19 protein-coding genes are annotated in these 16,514 nt (G+C 38.8%); 11 read left to right on the top strand and 8 right to left on the bottom strand.

All coding sequences use genetic code 11. From position 1 onward, the window contains the following. Positions 1 to 93 precede the first annotated feature (93 nt). From NSU19_RS16135 to NSU19_RS16115, 5 genes are all read left to right on the top strand, one after another. Entirely contained in the window at positions 94 to 222 is a 129-nt protein-coding gene (locus tag NSU19_RS16135; RefSeq protein ID WP_261308733.1) for a hypothetical protein, read from the top strand. A 220-nt stretch (positions 223 to 442) separates the two neighbouring features. Further along, positions 443 to 907: a GNAT family N-acetyltransferase gene (locus NSU19_RS16130; RefSeq protein ID WP_339197367.1), complete on the top strand. Its 465-nt coding sequence runs from the start codon at positions 443 to 445 to the stop codon at positions 905 to 907. A gap of 227 nt (positions 908 to 1,134) precedes the next feature. Beyond that, positions 1,135 to 1,575, top strand: coding sequence for a MarR family winged helix-turn-helix transcriptional regulator (locus tag NSU19_RS16125; protein WP_311066481.1), 441 nt, complete (start codon positions 1,135 to 1,137; stop codon positions 1,573 to 1,575). A 35-nt stretch (positions 1,576 to 1,610) separates the two neighbouring features. Continuing rightward, positions 1,611 to 1,970, top strand: coding sequence for an SDR family NAD(P)-dependent oxidoreductase (locus NSU19_RS16120; protein WP_339197362.1), 360 nt, complete (start codon positions 1,611 to 1,613; stop codon positions 1,968 to 1,970). After that, a complete protein-coding gene (locus NSU19_RS16115) occupies positions 1,967 to 2,680 on the top strand; it encodes a transporter suffix domain-containing protein (RefSeq protein WP_339197359.1) in 714 nt (237 codons plus the stop codon). The genes NSU19_RS16120 and NSU19_RS16115 overlap by 4 nt, the downstream gene beginning before the upstream one ends. Positions 2,681 to 3,344: 664 nt before the next feature. Here NSU19_RS16115 and NSU19_RS16110 read toward each other — a convergent pair. Next, entirely contained in the window at positions 3,345 to 3,755 is a 411-nt protein-coding gene (locus NSU19_RS16110) for a DUF5367 family protein (RefSeq protein ID WP_063388406.1), read from the bottom strand. Then, complete coding sequence (locus NSU19_RS16105) at positions 3,752 to 4,336, bottom strand: TetR/AcrR family transcriptional regulator (RefSeq protein ID WP_063388407.1); 585 nt, start codon at positions 4,334 to 4,336, stop codon at positions 3,752 to 3,754. Before NSU19_RS16105 ends, NSU19_RS16110 begins: the two co-directional genes overlap by 4 nt. A 225-nt stretch (positions 4,337 to 4,561) precedes the next feature. On the opposite strand from NSU19_RS16105, the gene NSU19_RS16100 reads away from it, so the two are divergent. Then, positions 4,562 to 4,882: a MazG-like family protein gene (locus NSU19_RS16100; protein WP_063388408.1), complete on the top strand. Its 321-nt coding sequence runs from the start codon at positions 4,562 to 4,564 to the stop codon at positions 4,880 to 4,882. Positions 4,883 to 5,282: 400 nt separating this feature from the next. Here NSU19_RS16100 and NSU19_RS16095 read toward each other — a convergent pair whose 3' ends face one another. Continuing rightward, positions 5,283 to 6,185 (bottom strand): TauD/TfdA family dioxygenase, encoded by a 903-nt coding sequence (locus tag NSU19_RS16095; protein WP_339197356.1) that lies wholly within the window; start codon positions 6,183 to 6,185, stop codon positions 5,283 to 5,285. Between the two features lie 628 nt (positions 6,186 to 6,813). On the opposite strand from NSU19_RS16095, the gene NSU19_RS16090 reads away from it, so the two are divergent. The 5 genes from NSU19_RS16090 to NSU19_RS16070 all read left to right on the top strand — a co-directional run bounded on the left by NSU19_RS16090 (position 6,814) and on the right by NSU19_RS16070 (position 12,417). Further along, the gene (locus NSU19_RS16090; protein ID WP_339197352.1) at positions 6,814 to 7,848 is read left to right on the top strand and encodes an ABC transporter substrate-binding protein; all 1,035 of its coding nucleotides are present in this window, start codon (positions 6,814 to 6,816) and stop codon (positions 7,846 to 7,848) included. 39 nt (positions 7,849 to 7,887) lie between these two features. Continuing rightward, on the top strand, positions 7,888 to 8,715 hold the full coding sequence (locus NSU19_RS16085; protein WP_339197349.1) for an ABC transporter ATP-binding protein: 828 nt from the start codon (positions 7,888 to 7,890) through the stop codon (positions 8,713 to 8,715). A gap of 26 nt (positions 8,716 to 8,741) precedes the next feature. Further along, the gene (locus NSU19_RS16080) at positions 8,742 to 9,563 is read left to right on the top strand and encodes an ABC transporter permease (RefSeq protein WP_232515604.1); all 822 of its coding nucleotides are present in this window, start codon (positions 8,742 to 8,744) and stop codon (positions 9,561 to 9,563) included. Positions 9,564 to 9,586: 23 nt separating this feature from the next. After that, positions 9,587 to 10,942: an LLM class flavin-dependent oxidoreductase gene (locus tag NSU19_RS16075; RefSeq protein WP_339197346.1), complete on the top strand. Its 1,356-nt coding sequence runs from the start codon at positions 9,587 to 9,589 to the stop codon at positions 10,940 to 10,942. 293 nt (positions 10,943 to 11,235) lie between these two features. After that, positions 11,236 to 12,417, top strand: coding sequence for an IS701 family transposase (locus NSU19_RS16070; protein ID WP_339196464.1), 1,182 nt, complete (start codon positions 11,236 to 11,238; stop codon positions 12,415 to 12,417). 56 nt (positions 12,418 to 12,473) lie between these two features. On the opposite strand, the gene NSU19_RS16065 is transcribed toward NSU19_RS16070, so the two are convergent. From NSU19_RS16065 to NSU19_RS16045, 5 genes are all read right to left on the bottom strand, one after another. Further along, the gene (locus tag NSU19_RS16065; protein WP_339197343.1) at positions 12,474 to 13,007 is read right to left on the bottom strand and encodes a hypothetical protein; all 534 of its coding nucleotides are present in this window, start codon (positions 13,005 to 13,007) and stop codon (positions 12,474 to 12,476) included. A 332-nt stretch (positions 13,008 to 13,339) separates the two neighbouring features. Next, positions 13,340 to 13,810: a YrvL family regulatory protein gene (locus NSU19_RS16060; protein ID WP_235600456.1), complete on the bottom strand. Its 471-nt coding sequence runs from the start codon at positions 13,808 to 13,810 to the stop codon at positions 13,340 to 13,342. 110 nt (positions 13,811 to 13,920) lie between these two features. Then, positions 13,921 to 14,181: a hypothetical protein gene (locus NSU19_RS16055; protein WP_063388371.1), complete on the bottom strand. Its 261-nt coding sequence runs from the start codon at positions 14,179 to 14,181 to the stop codon at positions 13,921 to 13,923. Next, positions 14,132 to 15,004 (bottom strand): S8 family serine peptidase, encoded by an 873-nt coding sequence (locus tag NSU19_RS16050; RefSeq protein WP_339197339.1) that lies wholly within the window; start codon positions 15,002 to 15,004, stop codon positions 14,132 to 14,134. Before NSU19_RS16050 ends, NSU19_RS16055 begins: the two co-directional genes overlap by 50 nt. A 70-nt stretch (positions 15,005 to 15,074) precedes the next feature. After that, positions 15,075 to 16,277: a transposase gene (locus NSU19_RS16045; protein WP_339192838.1), complete on the bottom strand. Its 1,203-nt coding sequence runs from the start codon at positions 16,275 to 16,277 to the stop codon at positions 15,075 to 15,077. Positions 16,278 to 16,514 lie beyond the last annotated feature (237 nt).

Below are 16,514 nucleotides of genomic sequence, written 5' to 3'. Positions count from 1 at the left end.
TTGGCTGTGTTTTGAAAGGAAAAAGGCAGAGCTGCCAGCAGGAAAAATTCGCCTCACCTTCTTTATTAAGCTTCTTAATTATGAGCATAGGCTGTGCAGCCAGTCCGTCAGCGGTATCCGTTCGCTGGATTTTTTTATGATGATGAGGAACTTATCCTAGAACCAGGCTATTTAAATTCTGAAGATTTTACGAAAGATGTACAAAATGAAACGGAAGCATAAACAAAATTAGCCGAAAAGACTAGAATCCGCAAATGACATGAAGGCCATTTTCTATTAAAATGATTTTAAGATTTAAAATAGATAGAAAATGGTAAGCAAAAACAACAGAGAAAGTTTTCTGTGCTGGCAACACCAAATCGAATAGTTTAATGGGGAGTGTTTTCGAACAGACGGGAGTCAGGATGCACTCCCCAGCTATTTACTATAGGGGGAAATTTTTGTGGCAGAAACAATTGCACCAATGACGGCAAAACATTTGGAACAATGTATTGAACTATATATGAAAGTTTTTAATCGTGACCCTTGGAATGAAAGCTGGACATATGAAACGGCTAAAGAAAGGCTTACAGATTTGCTGCATACTCCGAAATTTACAGGATTTTTTTGGGGAATCGATGGAACTCCCATTGGTTTTATAGCAGGGAACAGCAAGAAAACATATCAAGGAATAACTTTTTATTTAGCGGAATTATGCATCAATCATGAAATTCAAGGTAAAGGCTATGGCTCTAAGCTTCTCCAATATTTAGAGAAAGATTTACAAAAGAAACAAGTTAAAAGCATTTACCTCTTAACATCCACTGGAGGACTCGCAGAAAGCTTCTACAGAAAAAATGGTTATGCTGTGAATAACAATCGAATTGTGATGAAAAAAATTTCTTTTAGACAGTTTTTTCCTAGCTGAAATTTTATCCAGCCAATTTTCGGTCTCCGCCAAAGAATCATGCAATCACTGTGCGCATATGAAACCGAATGAGATAATGTTTTAAAACGAGAAACGAATTCAAATTTTGTCAAGTGTTATTCCCCACGCTTATGTTTGGGGAAATTTTTTTTGTGATTGACAAAAAATAATGGTAAATAGTTAAATATAATTAATTAAATATATTTAACTATTTATTGGGGGATTTTATGGTTAAAGACAGCATTGCGTTTATTGCAAATTATTTGTGGAGGGAATCGATTAAAAATTTACATATGCATTTGACGGAGGCAGAGATTAAAAATTTCAGCAGCAATGACTACTATTATTTAACGACTATTTACTATATGGGGAAACCCAATTTTTCTCAGGTGGCAGAAGCTTTGAACGTGACGAAGCCGGCTGTTTCAGCGATGATTAGAAAGCTGTCAAAAATGGGCCTTATAGAAAAAATACAATCGCAGGAGGACAAACGAGTTTATTATGTAAGTGTTACAGAAAAAGGAAAGAACATTGTCGAAGGTGATGAAAAGCTCTACAAGAAAATTGACTTGCAAATAAAAGAGTGTTTAGGAAGCGATCATAAATATGAATTTCTGGAAACTTTATTGGCAGAAATCGTTCGTTATTTGCAAAAAACAGATCGCTAATGCATCATATACATTTTTACATGGAGGAGCTGTTCATGAAAAGGAGTTTTGAGGGTAAATCTGTTATTGTCATAGGCGCTTCAGGGGGATTAGGTTCAAGCTTTGCAAAAGCTTTTGCCGATAAAGGTGCAAGGCTTCTTTTAGTTGGAAGGAATGAAGAAAAGGTTAAAAAGACAGCAGAGCAAATAACTGGAGATATAACAACAGCCGTTTTTGACATTACTGATTTACAATTGATTGAAGAACTGAAAGATATTGTAAAAAGGTGGTCGGCCCATATTGATATTGTCATCAATGCTTCGGGTTATGACGTGAGAAAGTCTTTAGCTGAGCATAGTTATGAAGAAGCGAAGAACACGCTTGATATCAATCTTTTAGATTCCTGCCGCATATGAGAGAACAAAAAGGCAGCACGATTATGCATATCGGGGGATTTGCAGATGGCCGCTTGGCTTTTCCATATTATAGTGTCGATGCTGCATCACGAGCAGGGCTGTTCACATTTATTGAAGCTGTAAACCGTGAATTGGAGTTGGAAGGTAGTCAAGCAAGGGTTGCCTTTTTTTCGCCAAGTCCTGCAGATACTGAAGCTGAAAGACCATTTCATCCGCTTTGGAGGAAAATGGGTGTTTCCATTATGCCTGTTGAAAAAGTGGCAGAGGATTTGCTTAAAACAATTGAAAAAAAGAAGACAGTACGAATTATGGGAGGGATGTCCACGATCCTTTTTGCCAAGGTTAACTCCATATCACCGAAGCTGGCTGATGCTATCATGATGAGAAAATATGGAAAAATGCTTCAACAATTTTTTTACAGGACAGAGGATGGCGGACAGCAAAAGCCGAGTAGGCATAAAAGAGGCTATCTCCGCAAGATTGCTGTCATTCTTATTATCGCCTCGTTTATTTTGTATGGACTAGCCGCCGTTGTCCCATTGCTTCCGCTCACTCTTACTCAAAAAGCGGCGGCTGTTCCGGCGCTGATTGCAATTGGCGAAATCGTTTGGTGGGCCGGGCTGGCAATCGCAGGTCGGGAAGTCGCTGCCAAGTACAAAAAATATCTTAATCCGTGCACTTGGTTTTCCTGTAAAAGAAAAACAATTTAAAGATTAGAAAAGTGCCATCAGCTGGAATTCTAAACTTTATGCGAGAAGTGAGGAGCTTGGAATTTTTTTTGCCAGATTGGCATATTCTTATTGTTAGTTGTTGGAATAGGATTCACTTCAAAATTATTGGGTAAATATAGTTTGTATTTTTTGCTGACTCTCACTTTTACAGCTTTAATTTTTGCTGTACTAAATACGAATGATTTTAGTAATCGGCCTTTCTTATATGTTGTTTTATTTGGAACAGTTTGTCTAGCTTCAATGATAAAATTGATGATCCAAACGTGTAAGTTAAAATAAAAGGTTCTTCGGAGCTTTATCAGGTAGACGGCAGCTTATAAATAGCGTAAAAGGACATTTTGAAATTCTTTTTAGTGAGAAAGACGTCCTCAACATCTATCTTGCTTTCTTCTAAATGTTGATTCGGTTATTAGGCAGGCGGCAGCATGGATTATTTAAATAAGGAAAAGAAAAGACTTACGTTTTGATAAGGCGAAATCCCTTTAAATTCGAACAGTCATACAATGCCCTAAAGGGGCTGTCTTAGAAAGTCAAATCGTCATTGATAACCACGATATATCAACGTTTCTAAAACATTAATGGGGCGTCAATAAGCCGTAAAAATGACTTATTAGACACCCCCATTTTGTGATTGCATTTTAATTCATTCGGTTTTAAGCTTCTTTTTCATTAATTCATTTATTATGGCAGGTATTAATAAATACAATGCGTAGGCAAAAGACATCCATGCTGCAAAAGCGATAACCTGCGGCTCATCAAGCTTAGGAAAAATCAGCTGGTGGTTGGATAAAGAAAAAGTATCTAAAATTAAACCAACAATCGTGCCGATGAATCCAAATTTCAGCGGTGCATTTTCGGCTTTGTCAAACAATACATATAAATACGTGGCTCCTGCCAATAACACCCCTGTTCCAGCTATTAGCAAAGAGAGGCTGACAGCAAACTCCGCTGTACCCGGTCTGAAAAGAACGCTGTCCCCAAACATAACAAAAAACATTGTGGCAAAAAACCAAACAAAAACGCTCCAGCATGCTGTGTACAAATATCCTTTCATTTGTTCTCCACCTCTTGTAAGCCGCTCAATGCTATAAATAATTTCTCAAGTTCTGCGTATGTTTTCTCTACCGGAAAATTTTTTGACAATAGAGCCTGTAAGGCGATTCCGTCTACAACAGCGTTTAAAATGATCGCCCATGTGTCAAGCGAAATTCCTTTAATTGGTGATGAAGGCCATATTTTTAATAAATTTTCCGCTAGAGCTTTATTTTCTTGTAAAATAATCCCCTCAAGCTGTTCCCTGATTTTATCATTATGAAAACCTGAAACGACGAGCGTTAAGAACAATTTATGAAAAAAAGAATCATGAGAACAACGGCTTTTCGCTGTCTCAATCGCTTGTTTAATGATGTTGCCGTCACTTTTCGATAATTCGTCCCAAGAACTGTCGCAAATATCTTTTACAATATCCAATAATAATTGTTCTTTAGTTCGAAAATGATAATAAACAGTCCCCTGCGTAACCCCTGCCGTTTCGGCGACTGCCCTCAATGTGAACTTTTCAATTCCGTTTTTGACTAAACACTTCTTCGCGGAACGAATTAATTCATTTTTACTAATAACATTCGGCTTTGCCATATGATCACTCCTTATTAGTTATTCATATAACTAACTTAACTCAAAAAAATTTACCGTTTATTCACTGATTCATTTTAGATTATACAAAATTCTTGACAGTACCACAATATAAAATGGTCATAATTACTATCTTTTCAAAAGTCATTTGAATTCTCTCATTTGAATATTGACAAGAAAAGAGTTTTCATGTTGACTCTTTTAAGAGAGAAAGGGCAGGTGAACAAAATGGATATCAATGAGTTTCAACAATGGGTGAAGGAGTATTATGACAGCAGGGGCTGGGCTGAATTAGATATTTTTGTCCGCATTGGATTTTTAGCCGAAGAAACGGGGGAAGTTGCCCGAGCTATAAGAGCGCTTGAAATTGGCAGAGACAGACCAGACGAATCAACAGGTTCAGTTGAGGAAAATAAACAGGCATTAATCGAAGAGCTGGGAGATGTGTTAGGAAACATCATAGTGATTGCAAACAAATACAATATTCCTTTGGAAGAAGTATTTCATTCACATAAAAAGAAGCTGTTAGATCGTTATTCTACTGTTTAAGTTTTATGTCTTAAAAATTCCGTAATAAGGTAAAATTGCGGCATCGCTGTTTCACGTGGTGAACGGATTCTTCCGTATTCTTTGATGCCGCAAACGATTGTTGAATAGATTGTGAAATCCATTTCTTTTTATGGTCGACCAATTGCAAATAAACTTTCTTTTCCGGGCAATAGGGGGGATGCCCAATTTTCAAAAGTCATTAGCGATAAAAACGATTCCAAGGTTATTAGATAAAAGGCAGTGTTCGCATCAGAGGATGACGATTCTGCGTAAAACGGTCCCGAACTTATATAGCTTGATATTCACATAAGGGAGATGCCGTTTTTATTTGGTTATAAAAATTTTTGAAGTTTAACTGAAAGGCTTTTATAAATTATTGGTTAGAAAAATCCTGATGGGACTATTTTTCTATTTTTCGTGTAATGCTGCGGCGGCCGTCTATACTAACAGGAACATCTCCTGCAATTGTAATTCTTCTCACAACTCTTTGTTCGTCGCCATAGTCATTTATTGCATAATGCTGGGTTGCACGGTTATCCCAAATCACAACATCTCCTGCACTCCATTTCCAGCGAACTGTATTTTCTAATTGTATAATATGCTGCTGCAGGACAGTGAACAATTGGGCTGAATCGAAGGTGGAAAGTCCGACAAATTTTTTGACAAAATGACCAAGTAAAAGATTGCGTTCACCGGTTTCAGGATGTATATGGACAACGGGGTGCTCGGTTTCATATAAAGTGGAAGTGAATACTTCGTCATAGTGCTTTTTTTCTTCAGGAGATATATTATATCGCAGTGCTGCATAATCATAGGCATTTGTATGGATTGCCCACAATTGATCAGCAAGATTCCGCAGTTCTGTTGGCAGAGTTTCATAGGCAGCAGCTGTGTTCGCCCAAACAGTATCCCCTCCTGCTTCAGGGATCACAACCCCCCGTAAAATGGAGAATTTCGGAAATGCATCTACAAATGTAACATCTGTATGCCATGAATTGGCCCGGTCGCCACGATCAGAGTCTAGCTCAAAAATATAATTGGAGCCGTCTTTTGCTGGAACAGTTGGATGAACAACAGGATTGCCAAGCAGCTGTGCAAAGGCTTCCTGCCCCGCATCATCTAGATGATGCTGATTTCGGAAGAAAACTACCTTGTACTTTAAGATCGCTTCGCGAATAAATTGAATTGTTTCAGCATCTAGTTCATCGGAAAGTTTGATGCCTGATATTTCAGCGCCAATTCGTCCGGCAACTGGTTTGACAATAATCTCTGATTCATTTTGTACTTGTTTGACATCAGTCATAGAGATCGCCTCCTCAAGAAAGTTTATGATTCTACGGAATATTCATCTTTCTCAAAATTTCATCGGCACTTAATAGAAGCCCCACCTCCTTACTCGTTGAGTGAGCCATTTTAATAAACCGATAATAAGCAAGAAAGCCAGAGCAGATGAGCTCCGGCTTCCAGATGGCTGGTCAGCTTTTTATTCCAGTTGTAAATCCGATGAATTCATATCGTTTTAGTAAAAATATTAGATTCGCAAGAAAAAAATGTCAATATTAAATTTTAAAAATTTTTTATTTATAAAAAATTAATATTTTACAGTAAATTTTTAGCTTGACTATTTTTCATTTGCTCAGTAACATTAAGGATAACTAATGTATACTAATTCAATAGGAAATATCGGTTAATTGATTGTTCCCACCGGTCAACCGGAGACATTGCTGCAAAATGTCTCCGGTATTTTTTTAATAGATGAATATGCCGACCAGTACACTGGAGGTCTTTACAGAAAATGTAAAGACCTTTTTTATGCGGGCTGGCATGGACTTAATTGAACTGCCGTATACCGAACGGTACGTACGGTTGTGTGAGAGGTCGGGGGTTAGTCACCTCTTCCTATTCAATTGAAATCAAAAGGGAGGAGTAAGATGAAGTTGTTGAAGAATTGCAGAGTGATAGGAATTTTATTGTTAGTAGGGACAGTTGTTTTATCTGCTGGCTGTCAGAACAAAACAGTTGCTGAAAAAGAAGGCAAAGCCGGAGGTGATGGCAAATATGAGACGCTGACACTGCGCTATCAAGGATCTCCTGGACAAGTCACTTTCCCGGAATTGGCGGAAGATTTAGGTTATTTAGATCCAATCAAACTTGAATGGGTTGGAAATACAACGAGTGGACCACAGGATATCCAAACAGTTGCAACAGGGGAAATTCATTTTGGCGGTGCATTTAATGGAGCAATTATTAAATTAAAAGCCAGCGGCGCCCCGATTAAAGCCGTGATCAGTTATTACGGCAGCGATGAAGATACGTTCAGTGGGTTTTATACATTAGAGGATAGTCCGATTAAAGAGGCGCGAGATTTAATTGGCAAAAAAGTCGGGATGAATACTCTCGGTGCACACCATGAATTCGTGTTAAAAGAATACTTGCGTCAAAATGGATTAACAGAGGAAGAAATTAAAAAAGTAACGATAGTGGTGATTCCGCCAGTCAATGCAGAACAAGCATTGCGTAATAAACAAATTGATGTAGCTGTGTTAGGCGGAATGCTGCGAGACCGGGCATTAGAAAGGGGCGGGATTCGGAAGCTCTTTAGTGATTATGATTTGTTTGGTGCTTTTAATGCGGGCAGTTATGTTTTTACTGAGAAATTCATTAAAGAAAATCCGAATACTGTGAGAAAATTCGTTGAAGCAACAGCGAAAGCAATTGAATGGGCGCGTTCAACCCCTAGAGAAGAAGTCATTGCCCGTTATGAAGCAATTATTGAAAAAAGAAAACGAAAAGAAGATGGTGAAACAGTTAAATTTTGGAAGAGTACAGGAATCGGCTCGAAAGGAGGTTATATACAGGAGAAAGATTTTCAAGTGTGGATCGATTGGCTAATAAAAAGCGGTGAGTTGAAAAAAGGCGAAATTGGGCTGGATGACTTATACACAAATGAATTCAACCCTTACTAAAGGAAGCTTGAACAAAAATGTTTAGGAGGTGTTCAACAGGTGACAGATAAAATTCAATTTGACCATGTCACAAAAATTTTTAAAATTCGGGATGTTGAAAAGGGAAAAGGAAGCTTTAAAGAGTTTACCGCATTGAGGAACGTTCATTTTTCCGTTAAAAATGGAGAATTTCTAACGTTAGTCGGGCCGTCAGGATGCGGAAAATCAACTTTGCTTGATCTTCTCGGCGGATTGTCTCAACCAACATCTGGGAAAATTTTAATAGATGGGAAGCAAATCGACGGCCCCGGTTTAGATCGAGCAATTGTCTTTCAACAGTACGCCTTGTTTCCTTGGAAAACAGCTAAGGGAAATATTGAGTTTGGTTTAAAAGCGAAAGGTGTGCCAAAAAAGGAACGTTCGGAAATCGCCCGTCATTTTTTGGAGCTAGTCGGCTTGTCCGGCTTTGAAGAACGTTATCCCCACGAACTATCAGGCGGGATGAAGCAGCGTGTAGCTATTGCTAGAAGTTTGGCTTTTGACCCTGACGTTTTATTAATGGATGAACCGTTTGCGGCCTTGGATGCTCAAACACGCGAGACATTGCAAAACGAATTGCTTCGTATCTGGGAAAAAACAAAGAAGACGATCGTGTTCATTACTCATGGAATTGATGAAGCCGTGTACTTAGGACAGCGTATCGCTGTAATGACTTCACGTCCGGGGACGATAAAACAAATTATTACAAACTCAGCTCATTCCCAAGCAAAGGAAGACGATGCGCGTTCCACGCCGGAATTTGTAAAGACTCGCCATCAAATTTGGGATTCACTTCGGGATGAGGTCAGTAAATCGCAAAATGATCATAAAAAAGAGCATTCAGCTTAGGAAATTTAATAAAAGGAGTGATGACATTGGCTAGTGTTAGCAAATCCATTCAAACTACATATGAAACGAGAAAACATATCCGTTTTTCTTTTCACTGGATTCAAAAACTTGTGAAGCAAACAGCCGTTATTATCCTGCTGCTTTTATTTTGGGAAGTGGCGCCTCGCATTGGAGTGACCGATCCGACGTTCTTTCCGCCTTTTTCAAAAGTAGTTGAAGGCTGGTGGGGATTAGTTGTCTCAGGTGAATTATTGGCTCACTTTCAAGCGAGTATTGTACGTTCATTTATTGGATTTGGAATTGCGCTGCTTATTGCTATTCCTCTCGGATTATTGATTGGCTGGTACCCGATCGTTAGCGATTTGTTAAACCCGGTGCTGGAATTATTCCGAAACACAGCTGCATTAGCGTTATTGCCTGTATTTATATTAGTGTTTGGCATTGGTGAAACATCGAAAGTAGCGATTGTCTTATTCGCTTGTACATTTCCTGTTCTGCTAAATACTATTAGTGCCGTTCGAAATGTCGATCCGTTACTTATTAAATCGGCAAGATCAATGGGATTACCGCCATATAAATTGTTTTATCAAGTTATTTTGCCTGCATCTATTCCGACTATTTTTACCGGAATACGTATGGCGGGAACAGCTTCCATTCTCGTATTAATTGCTGCTGAAATGGTAGGGGCTAAAGAAGGATTAGGATACTTAATTAATTATACTCAAATGAATTTTCAAATTCCCGAAATGTATGCCGGTATTATTACCATTGCCATACTTGGCTTTGTATTAAATTATATTTTAGTATCTTTGGAAAAACGGTTCTCTGCTTGGAAGACAAATCAATAATAAAGGAAAGAGGGGAAAATTAAATGACGGCAAATAAGCGCGAAATGAAATTAGGTGCATTTTTCATGATCCCGGGGCATCATGTCGCAGCTTGGCGGCATCCTGATGCAGAAGCTCATAATGTCATGAACTTTGATTTTATCAAAAGGCTTGCGCAAACGGCTGAACGAGGAAAGTTCGATATGATCTTTCTGGCGGACACATATGCAGTAAGAACAGGGAATCAAAAGGCATTTGAGCAGACAGTGAATACACTTTTTGAACCATTTACTCTGTTATCAGCCCTTTCATCTGTGACCGAACGCATTGGGCTTGCAGCTACCGTGTCGACCACATTTAATGAACCCTTTAATGTAGCGCGAAGATTTGCCTCGCTTGATCATTTGAGCAAAGGCCGGGCAGCATGGAATGTCGTCACATCCAATACGGAAGCAGAAGCTCATAACTTTAGCTTAGAGCAACATCTTCCGCATGAACAGCGTTATGATCGTGCTGAAGAATTTGTAGATATAGTGAAAAAGCTATGGGATAGTTGGGAAGATGACGCTTTAGTGATTAATAAGGAATCGGCTCAATTTGTGGACGGCTCAAAAATACAGGCCATTCATCATAAAGGAAAGTGGTTTTCTGTAGAAGGACCTTTAAACGTTTCCCGTCCTGTTCAAGGCCATCCGGTTGTGATCCAAGCAGGTTCGTCTGAAGCTGGAAAAGAGCTGGCCGCACGTACCGCGGAGGTTATTTTTACAGCGTGGCAGACGCTTGAAGAGGCTCAAGCTTTTTATGCTGATGTGAAAGGAAGAATGAAAAAATATGGGCGTTCACCAGATGAATTGAAGATTATGCCAGGTGTTTTTCCTGTTATCGGAAGAACTGAAGAAGAAGCTGATAAGAATAAGAAGCTGCTGGAGGAACTTATTCCTGAAGAAGCAGGAGTTGCTCTTTTATCTGGAATGTTAAGTGTTGATTTATCAGGGTATCCTGTCGACGGTCCCTTGCCTGATTTGCCTCATTTGGAACAAATAAATGGAGGGAAAAGCCGTTTTAAGCTGTTAAAAGACCTTGCTGAGCGTGAAGGATTAACGATTCGTAAGCTATATCAACGGATAGCGGGAGCACGAGGGCATAGAGAAATTAAGGGAACACCTGAACAAATTGCCGATCAACTGCAAGAATGGTTTGAAAATGGGGCAGCTGATGGCTTCAATATTATGCCGCCATATTTGCCCGGAGGACTTGAAGACTTCGTTGACTTAGTGATACCTGAACTGCAAAAACGGGGATTTTTCCGCACGGAATATGAGGGCAATACTTTACGAGAACATTTAGGGCTAAAACGTCCTGAAAATACTTTAATTGCTAAAATAGGAGAGACACTGTAGATGAAGGGAAATATTGCATCTAAAAAAATAGTCATGCGAAAATGACAGTTTAATGGTCGAGTCAATTAGTTAGGGGTGTCCCAAAAAGTAAAACTTTAGGGCATCCTTTTTATTTTAGAAGTAAGAGCTGGCCGCTTCTTTATTGGAATTAGACTAAGATTCATTTATATAACAGTAGATGAGCAAAATCACTAACATAAATTTACATCGAAACAAAAAAGGAGACATGAACCCGATTCCTTGGTTAGAATAGATGTGCCAACAAACCATTCACACAAGGAGGTTCATGTCTCATGAATAGATTAGCACATCATCAAGGAATCCACAAGTTTTTCACGATGTTGGGGTTGGCACTTTATTTTTCAAAACCTGTCATGAAGCATCTCGTTCATATTATCGATGCGCTGACAACGAAAGGATTTGTGGGAACCTTGACCGATCTGCATCATGAGAGCTTTCATCCCAACCATCGAACGACACTGAGCCATTTTTTCACGAAAAGCCCTTGGGATGAAGAAATCTTGCTTCGCAAACTCCAGCAGTGGATGCTTCGTCATGTGGAACGAACGGCCAAGCGAAAGAATCACCCCATTTTTGTTTCGATCGATGATACGATCTGCCGAAAAACGAAGCCTTCGTCACAGGCGAAACACGCTATTGAAGGGTGTAATTGGCATTATTCTCACGCGGACAAAAAGTCGATTTGGGGACACTCTCTCGTCTGGCTCATGGTTCATACGATGACGCAAGCCTTTCCCTTTGCGTTTCGCCTCTACGACAAGGCGGATGGGAAAAGCAAGGGTCAATGGGCCATCGAGATGCTTTCTTCTTTGGATGTGCACGGTTCTGTTTATGTGCTGATGGATTCTTGGTACCCATCGAAAACACTCGTGGAAGCCTGCCTGAAAAAAGGATTCCACGTCATTGCGATGCTCAAGACGAATCGGGTTCTTTATCCAAAAGGCATCGCCATCCAAGCCAAACAGTTTGCCCGCTATATCGAACCGAACGACACCCATCTCGTCACGGTGGGAGAAGAGCGTTATCGCGTGTATCGCTACGAGGGAGCGCTGAAAGGTCTCGATGATGCCGTTGTGTTGTTGGCTTGGAAAGCCGATCAGCCGATGACACCTGAACATCTTCACTGCGTCTTGAGCACCGACCGGGAGCTAAGCGATGAAGAGATCTTGCGCTACTATGCCCAGCGTTGGTCGATCGAATGCTTTTTTCGACAAGCGAAAGACCAGCTGAAGCTCGATGGGTACCGCGTTCGTCAACGTCGGGCGGTGAAACGGTATTGGATCTTGGTGCAACTCGCTTATGTGTACAGTATGGTCGAATCCAACAGCGATTTCTCTACCGGGCTTGACTTCCTTCGAAAGAAGAAAGGACATAGCCTCGTGGAGTTTATTTACGATGCAGCGAAACAAGATATTCCCATTGATGTCGTTAAAAAACAGCTTCATGTGGCATAAGGGGTACTCCGTTTGTCTCTTTTTACATGGTAATTATTGTAATGAAAATTGCTCAACTACAGTAATTTAGAAATTAATAAATGTTTTAAATTGAAAAGTTCATACTCTATTTTTGTTGCATGGACTGGAAATTCGATAAAAAAAACTTTCTGAAACTTAGTATACGAGGAGTGAGAGGCTATGGAAATATTTCTAGCTTGGAAGGATAATTCTTGATTGAATGTTTCTTGCTGCTCGATGTGTTTCAATAATTTAGAAATGTGATCATCCGAATGAGGGAACGAACGATTTTCGTTTGGTTTTTCAGCTGGAACGTGGCCCGTTACTTCTTCGAACGCCCCTTTCCCAAACCGGTCAACGACAACGATCGCGGCGTTCTCTAACTGCATGTTGTGTTGTTGAACAAGGGTTTGGAAGTGTCTTAGTTTGACTAGGTCGCTTTCAATAAATAATCGCTGTGCTCGGTCATTTTTGATGAAGGTATAACCGTTCTTTTCCAAAGCTAGGTACCATTTTCGTAATGTACTATCACCAATTTCTAAGGTATGGCTCACTTCTTTGGTACTGTAAGCTCGTTCTTGCGATTTCATTCGTTCAACCTCCTAGTGGGATGGGACGGGATATAGAGCGTTCTCCTATCCGTTTTAGAAGCATTCGACAGATATAATTCATTTACCTGTTCTGTAAGGAGGAAAAGGGAGAGAAGGACTGCATAAAATCCGCCTTTTTTATGCAAGATTTAGAGCTTCATAAAAGGGGAAAACCCTTGATCCATCAAGGATGTATAAAATCCTGCATAAACGAGTCAAAACAGAAAACCGCCAATTCCTTGCGTATCAAGGGGTTGGCGGTTTTCATTACTTCCCATAGTTGGCTTTATGTTACCTAGATTTGTATAAAGCATTCACATATGTTTAATGATTTATTTTTTGGGTTTAAATTTATTATCTATTTCTTTAAATTCCTCACTATCAATATCTGGTGGTTCATCCTCATCTTTTCTTAATTTCCAACCAATAAATCCAGTAACCATCGCAAATATGAGTGAACCTTGCCATTCGATTTCAATATTTGCCATAAAATTATCTATTACTTCAATCAATAAAAAGGTAAGAGTTGTATTCAAAATAAATGGTAGCCATCCTTTACTCGTTTGAAGTATGCCAACAGATTTTAAAGCTTTTGGTATTGCATCTGTAATAAAAGCAAGAGGTATTTCAAGGAATAAATACAAAATAAAGAACAATACTAAATCCAATAATGAATTATATTGGAAACCTATTATTCTTAAAATGATGTATTCAAAAAAAGCAATAAAGAGTAATATTATCAGTACGATAGAAATAGAGATACCAACAGTTTTAAATTTATTGATATGAACTGCCTCCTTCAAATTATTTTTCTCAATATTTTAAATTAGAACGGGTAATTATCATTACCAATTATTAGTAAAAAATGATTTATATATATATAAAGAACCTGAGAAAGTCTCTTTTCTAATTTTTATTTATTTATCATCATTAAGGAACTATATGCATTCACTTTTCCTTCTCCAAAATAATTGTCTCTACCAGGCTTACCGATATCAGAACTTCCCTTCTCTAGATATTTAAGCACTTTATTAACAGAAGGCTTATTACCTGTTCGTTCTGTATACTCTGAAATAATAAGAGCTGCAGTAGCACTGACTTGTGCTACTGCATAACTTGTTCCTTCAGTTAGTGTGTATCCTTGAGGAATTCCAAGCCCCTTTACTTTCTGCATATTTTACAGCTTTTTTATATGCCTTAATCAGTAACTTATCTTCTTTTTCAGACTTAATAAAATAAGTACCGACGCTTAAGTTGATCACATCATTATCATTATTAGCTGCATCAATAATAGCTTCTATCACCCATACTGATTTCCCTACCTCATTTCCAATAACTTTGTAAGGAACAATTGTTGTCTCTGGAGCAATACTTGACATTATCCCAGCAATAGTTGTGCCATGACCTAATTCATCAGTAATATCCATGTCATTTGTGACATAATTTTTTGCTAATGTTAAATCAATATTTTCTTTTATCAATGGGTGTTCTATATCTACTCCACTATCTATTAAAGCAATTGTGGAATGTTCCCCTGTATCAATAGATAAATTCTTATAATCACTTGTCACATCTTTTAAATACCAATTAAAAGGCGTAAATGTTTCAGAATTTAGTGATGGAAACTCGATATTAGTGTCAAATTGATTAGATTCTTTAAACTCATCGAGTGTTAATTGCTTCACTTCGTTTAGAATTCTATTTGGTGTAACGGCATCTTCGTAAGGGGAAATGAGATCTGGTAATTCCCCTTGTACATCTATATATTCTATTATTTTATTTTCAATTTTATTTACATCTATATTTTTAGAATTCTCTACATATATTAATCCAATATCTTCGATTGCTGTTACATTCAAAGACGGGTATTGGTTTTTCATTATTTCTAAAACTTCTTTAGCCTGTTTAGGACTTTTTAATAAATGAGCATTTTGCAAAATTAGATTTTTTGGATAAAAGTATAAAAAATAAAGCACTCGGCAAATAGCTACCAGCATGTTATTTTACAAAATATTACAATAATCTTGTTTTCGGGCATACCTACAGAATTTTTCACATTGAATTTTTTTAAGCGGCTTTCTTCCCTTTATTTTCCTTTGCCATCGCTAGCGCTGAAACAAGTAATACAATAGCGTTCAGGTAAATATGGGTCTTTACTTTTTCAATTCCCCATACATGTAGGGAGTTCGCCGTAAGGTAGCTTTTCATTCTTGAATTACAGCGTTCTACACTTGTCCTCTCGTTGTAAAGCTCTTTCCAACGTTTTGTATCACGGTGCGGATTGGAATATCGGCGCACATCCTTTTTGATGTCGACTTTTACCACCATTCCATAGTTGGAAGATGAACAGGCTGCCATTCCTAATGGGCAATCCACTTTGCCGGTTGCGTGAGGACATCTGAACTTGAGCTGGTCCTTATCAGCTCCCCAATAAGTCATTTCATAACCCATGGAACAACGCGGAGTTCCATTGGAAGAAATCCCTTCAGGAGGCTCTTTTTCGTTGCGCAAATTGAGCGGGATAATGGCTTGCGCTCCAATGTTTTTGGCTGATTCATAGTTTTTTAGTTGGTCATATCCGCCATCCATGATCAGAAATTCAATTTTGGATTTGGTACGCTCTGCCACTTGCTCTATTAATTCTGGTGCGACTTCTCCATCGTTCACATGGGCAGGGGTTACTTTTATGGCTATTGGCAGTTCGCTTGCGGTATCGACTGAAAGATGCATCTTATAGCCAAACCAGGTAATTTTATTGCCGAAGGAATCATATTTTGCGCCCCAATTGGCATTACCCGTTTGTTCACTACGCTTTTTGGGCTGTTTCTTTTCATAGGCATCAATGGCGGCACTGTCGATGGCCTGGTGGCTGCCGTCAATTATTCCTTCCTCCTGAGCTAACTGTACCAAGTCAAGGAAGATCTTTTCAGCCAGCTTTTTTTTGGTAAGTGCCGCAAAAACCCGGCTGAGAGTGGAGATAGACGGTGCGGGGCGATCAATCGATAAACCGCATTGATAACGGAAACGAAGGTCTTTATCCAATCGATGATGAAGGGCGGTAAAGGTGTCGATGCCTTCGAGTGGGGCAGCGATGAGAGCCCTTAGAATCCCTTCTCTGGAATGACCGTCAGCCCCTCGGGGTGAAGAACTTCTCAACTGTTTAGCATAAGGGCGTAAATCAAGCGAGCTAAAAAAGATAGGTAATTTCTCTTTTGACTCTAATTTTTGCAGTTCTTCAAAGGAAAATAGGCTTTCTTGTAGAATATACAAAGTGACTTCCTCCTTTTGAATTTTTGTGGTTTCGTCACTTCAAAAATTCTACATTTTAGGGGTGAAGTCCTTTTTTATGTCTTTGAAATCCTTATGGCTCTTGGGTCAAAAAATATGCAAAATGCTCAAATATGTGTAGTTTTCTAGAGAATTATTTTTTCTACAGTATTGTTTGATTCGGCAGAACCATAAACCGGAAATAAGACTAATATGAAAAAAATACTTGGAAGAACAAAC

The organism is Aeribacillus sp. FSL k6-2211 (assembly GCF_037966125.1).
GTDB classification, from domain to species: Bacteria; Bacillota; Bacilli; order Bacillales; family Aeribacillaceae; genus Aeribacillus; species Aeribacillus composti.
The sequence above is the reverse complement of the archived record's forward strand: the minus strand, read 5'-3'. Positions and strand labels throughout refer to the sequence as shown.

Bases quoted from the DNA above. Each gene is read 5' to 3' on its own strand.
- NSU19_RS16125 (WP_311066481.1), top strand. From the start codon at position 1,135: ATGGTTAAAGACAGCATTGCGTTTATTGCAAATTATTTGTGGAGGGAA.
- NSU19_RS16120 (WP_339197362.1), top strand. From the start codon at position 1,611: ATGAAAAGGAGTTTTGAGGGTAAATCTGTTATTGTCATAGGCGCTTCA.
- NSU19_RS16115 (WP_339197359.1), top strand. From the start codon at position 1,967: ATGAGAGAACAAAAAGGCAGCACGATTATGCATATCGGGGGATTTGCA.
- NSU19_RS16110 (WP_063388406.1), bottom strand. From the start codon at position 3,755: ATGAAAGGATATTTGTACACAGCATGCTGGAGCGTTTTTGTTTGGTTT.
- NSU19_RS16105 (WP_063388407.1), bottom strand. From the start codon at position 4,336: ATGGCAAAGCCGAATGTTATTAGTAAAAATGAATTAATTCGTTCCGCG.
- NSU19_RS16100 (WP_063388408.1), top strand. From the start codon at position 4,562: ATGGATATCAATGAGTTTCAACAATGGGTGAAGGAGTATTATGACAGC.
- NSU19_RS16095 (WP_339197356.1), bottom strand. From the start codon at position 6,185: ATGACTGATGTCAAACAAGTACAAAATGAATCAGAGATTATTGTCAAA.
- NSU19_RS16090 (WP_339197352.1), top strand. From the start codon at position 6,814: ATGAAGTTGTTGAAGAATTGCAGAGTGATAGGAATTTTATTGTTAGTA.
- NSU19_RS16075 (WP_339197346.1), top strand. From the start codon at position 9,587: ATGACGGCAAATAAGCGCGAAATGAAATTAGGTGCATTTTTCATGATC.
- NSU19_RS16070 (WP_339196464.1), top strand. From the start codon at position 11,236: ATGAATAGATTAGCACATCATCAAGGAATCCACAAGTTTTTCACGATG.
- NSU19_RS16065 (WP_339197343.1), bottom strand. From the start codon at position 13,007: ATGAAATCGCAAGAACGAGCTTACAGTACCAAAGAAGTGAGCCATACC.
- NSU19_RS16055 (WP_063388371.1), bottom strand. From the start codon at position 14,181: ATGCAGAAAGTAAAGGGGCTTGGAATTCCTCAAGGATACACACTAACT.
- NSU19_RS16050 (WP_339197339.1), bottom strand. From the start codon at position 15,004: ATGCTGGTAGCTATTTGCCGAGTGCTTTATTTTTTATACTTTTATCCA.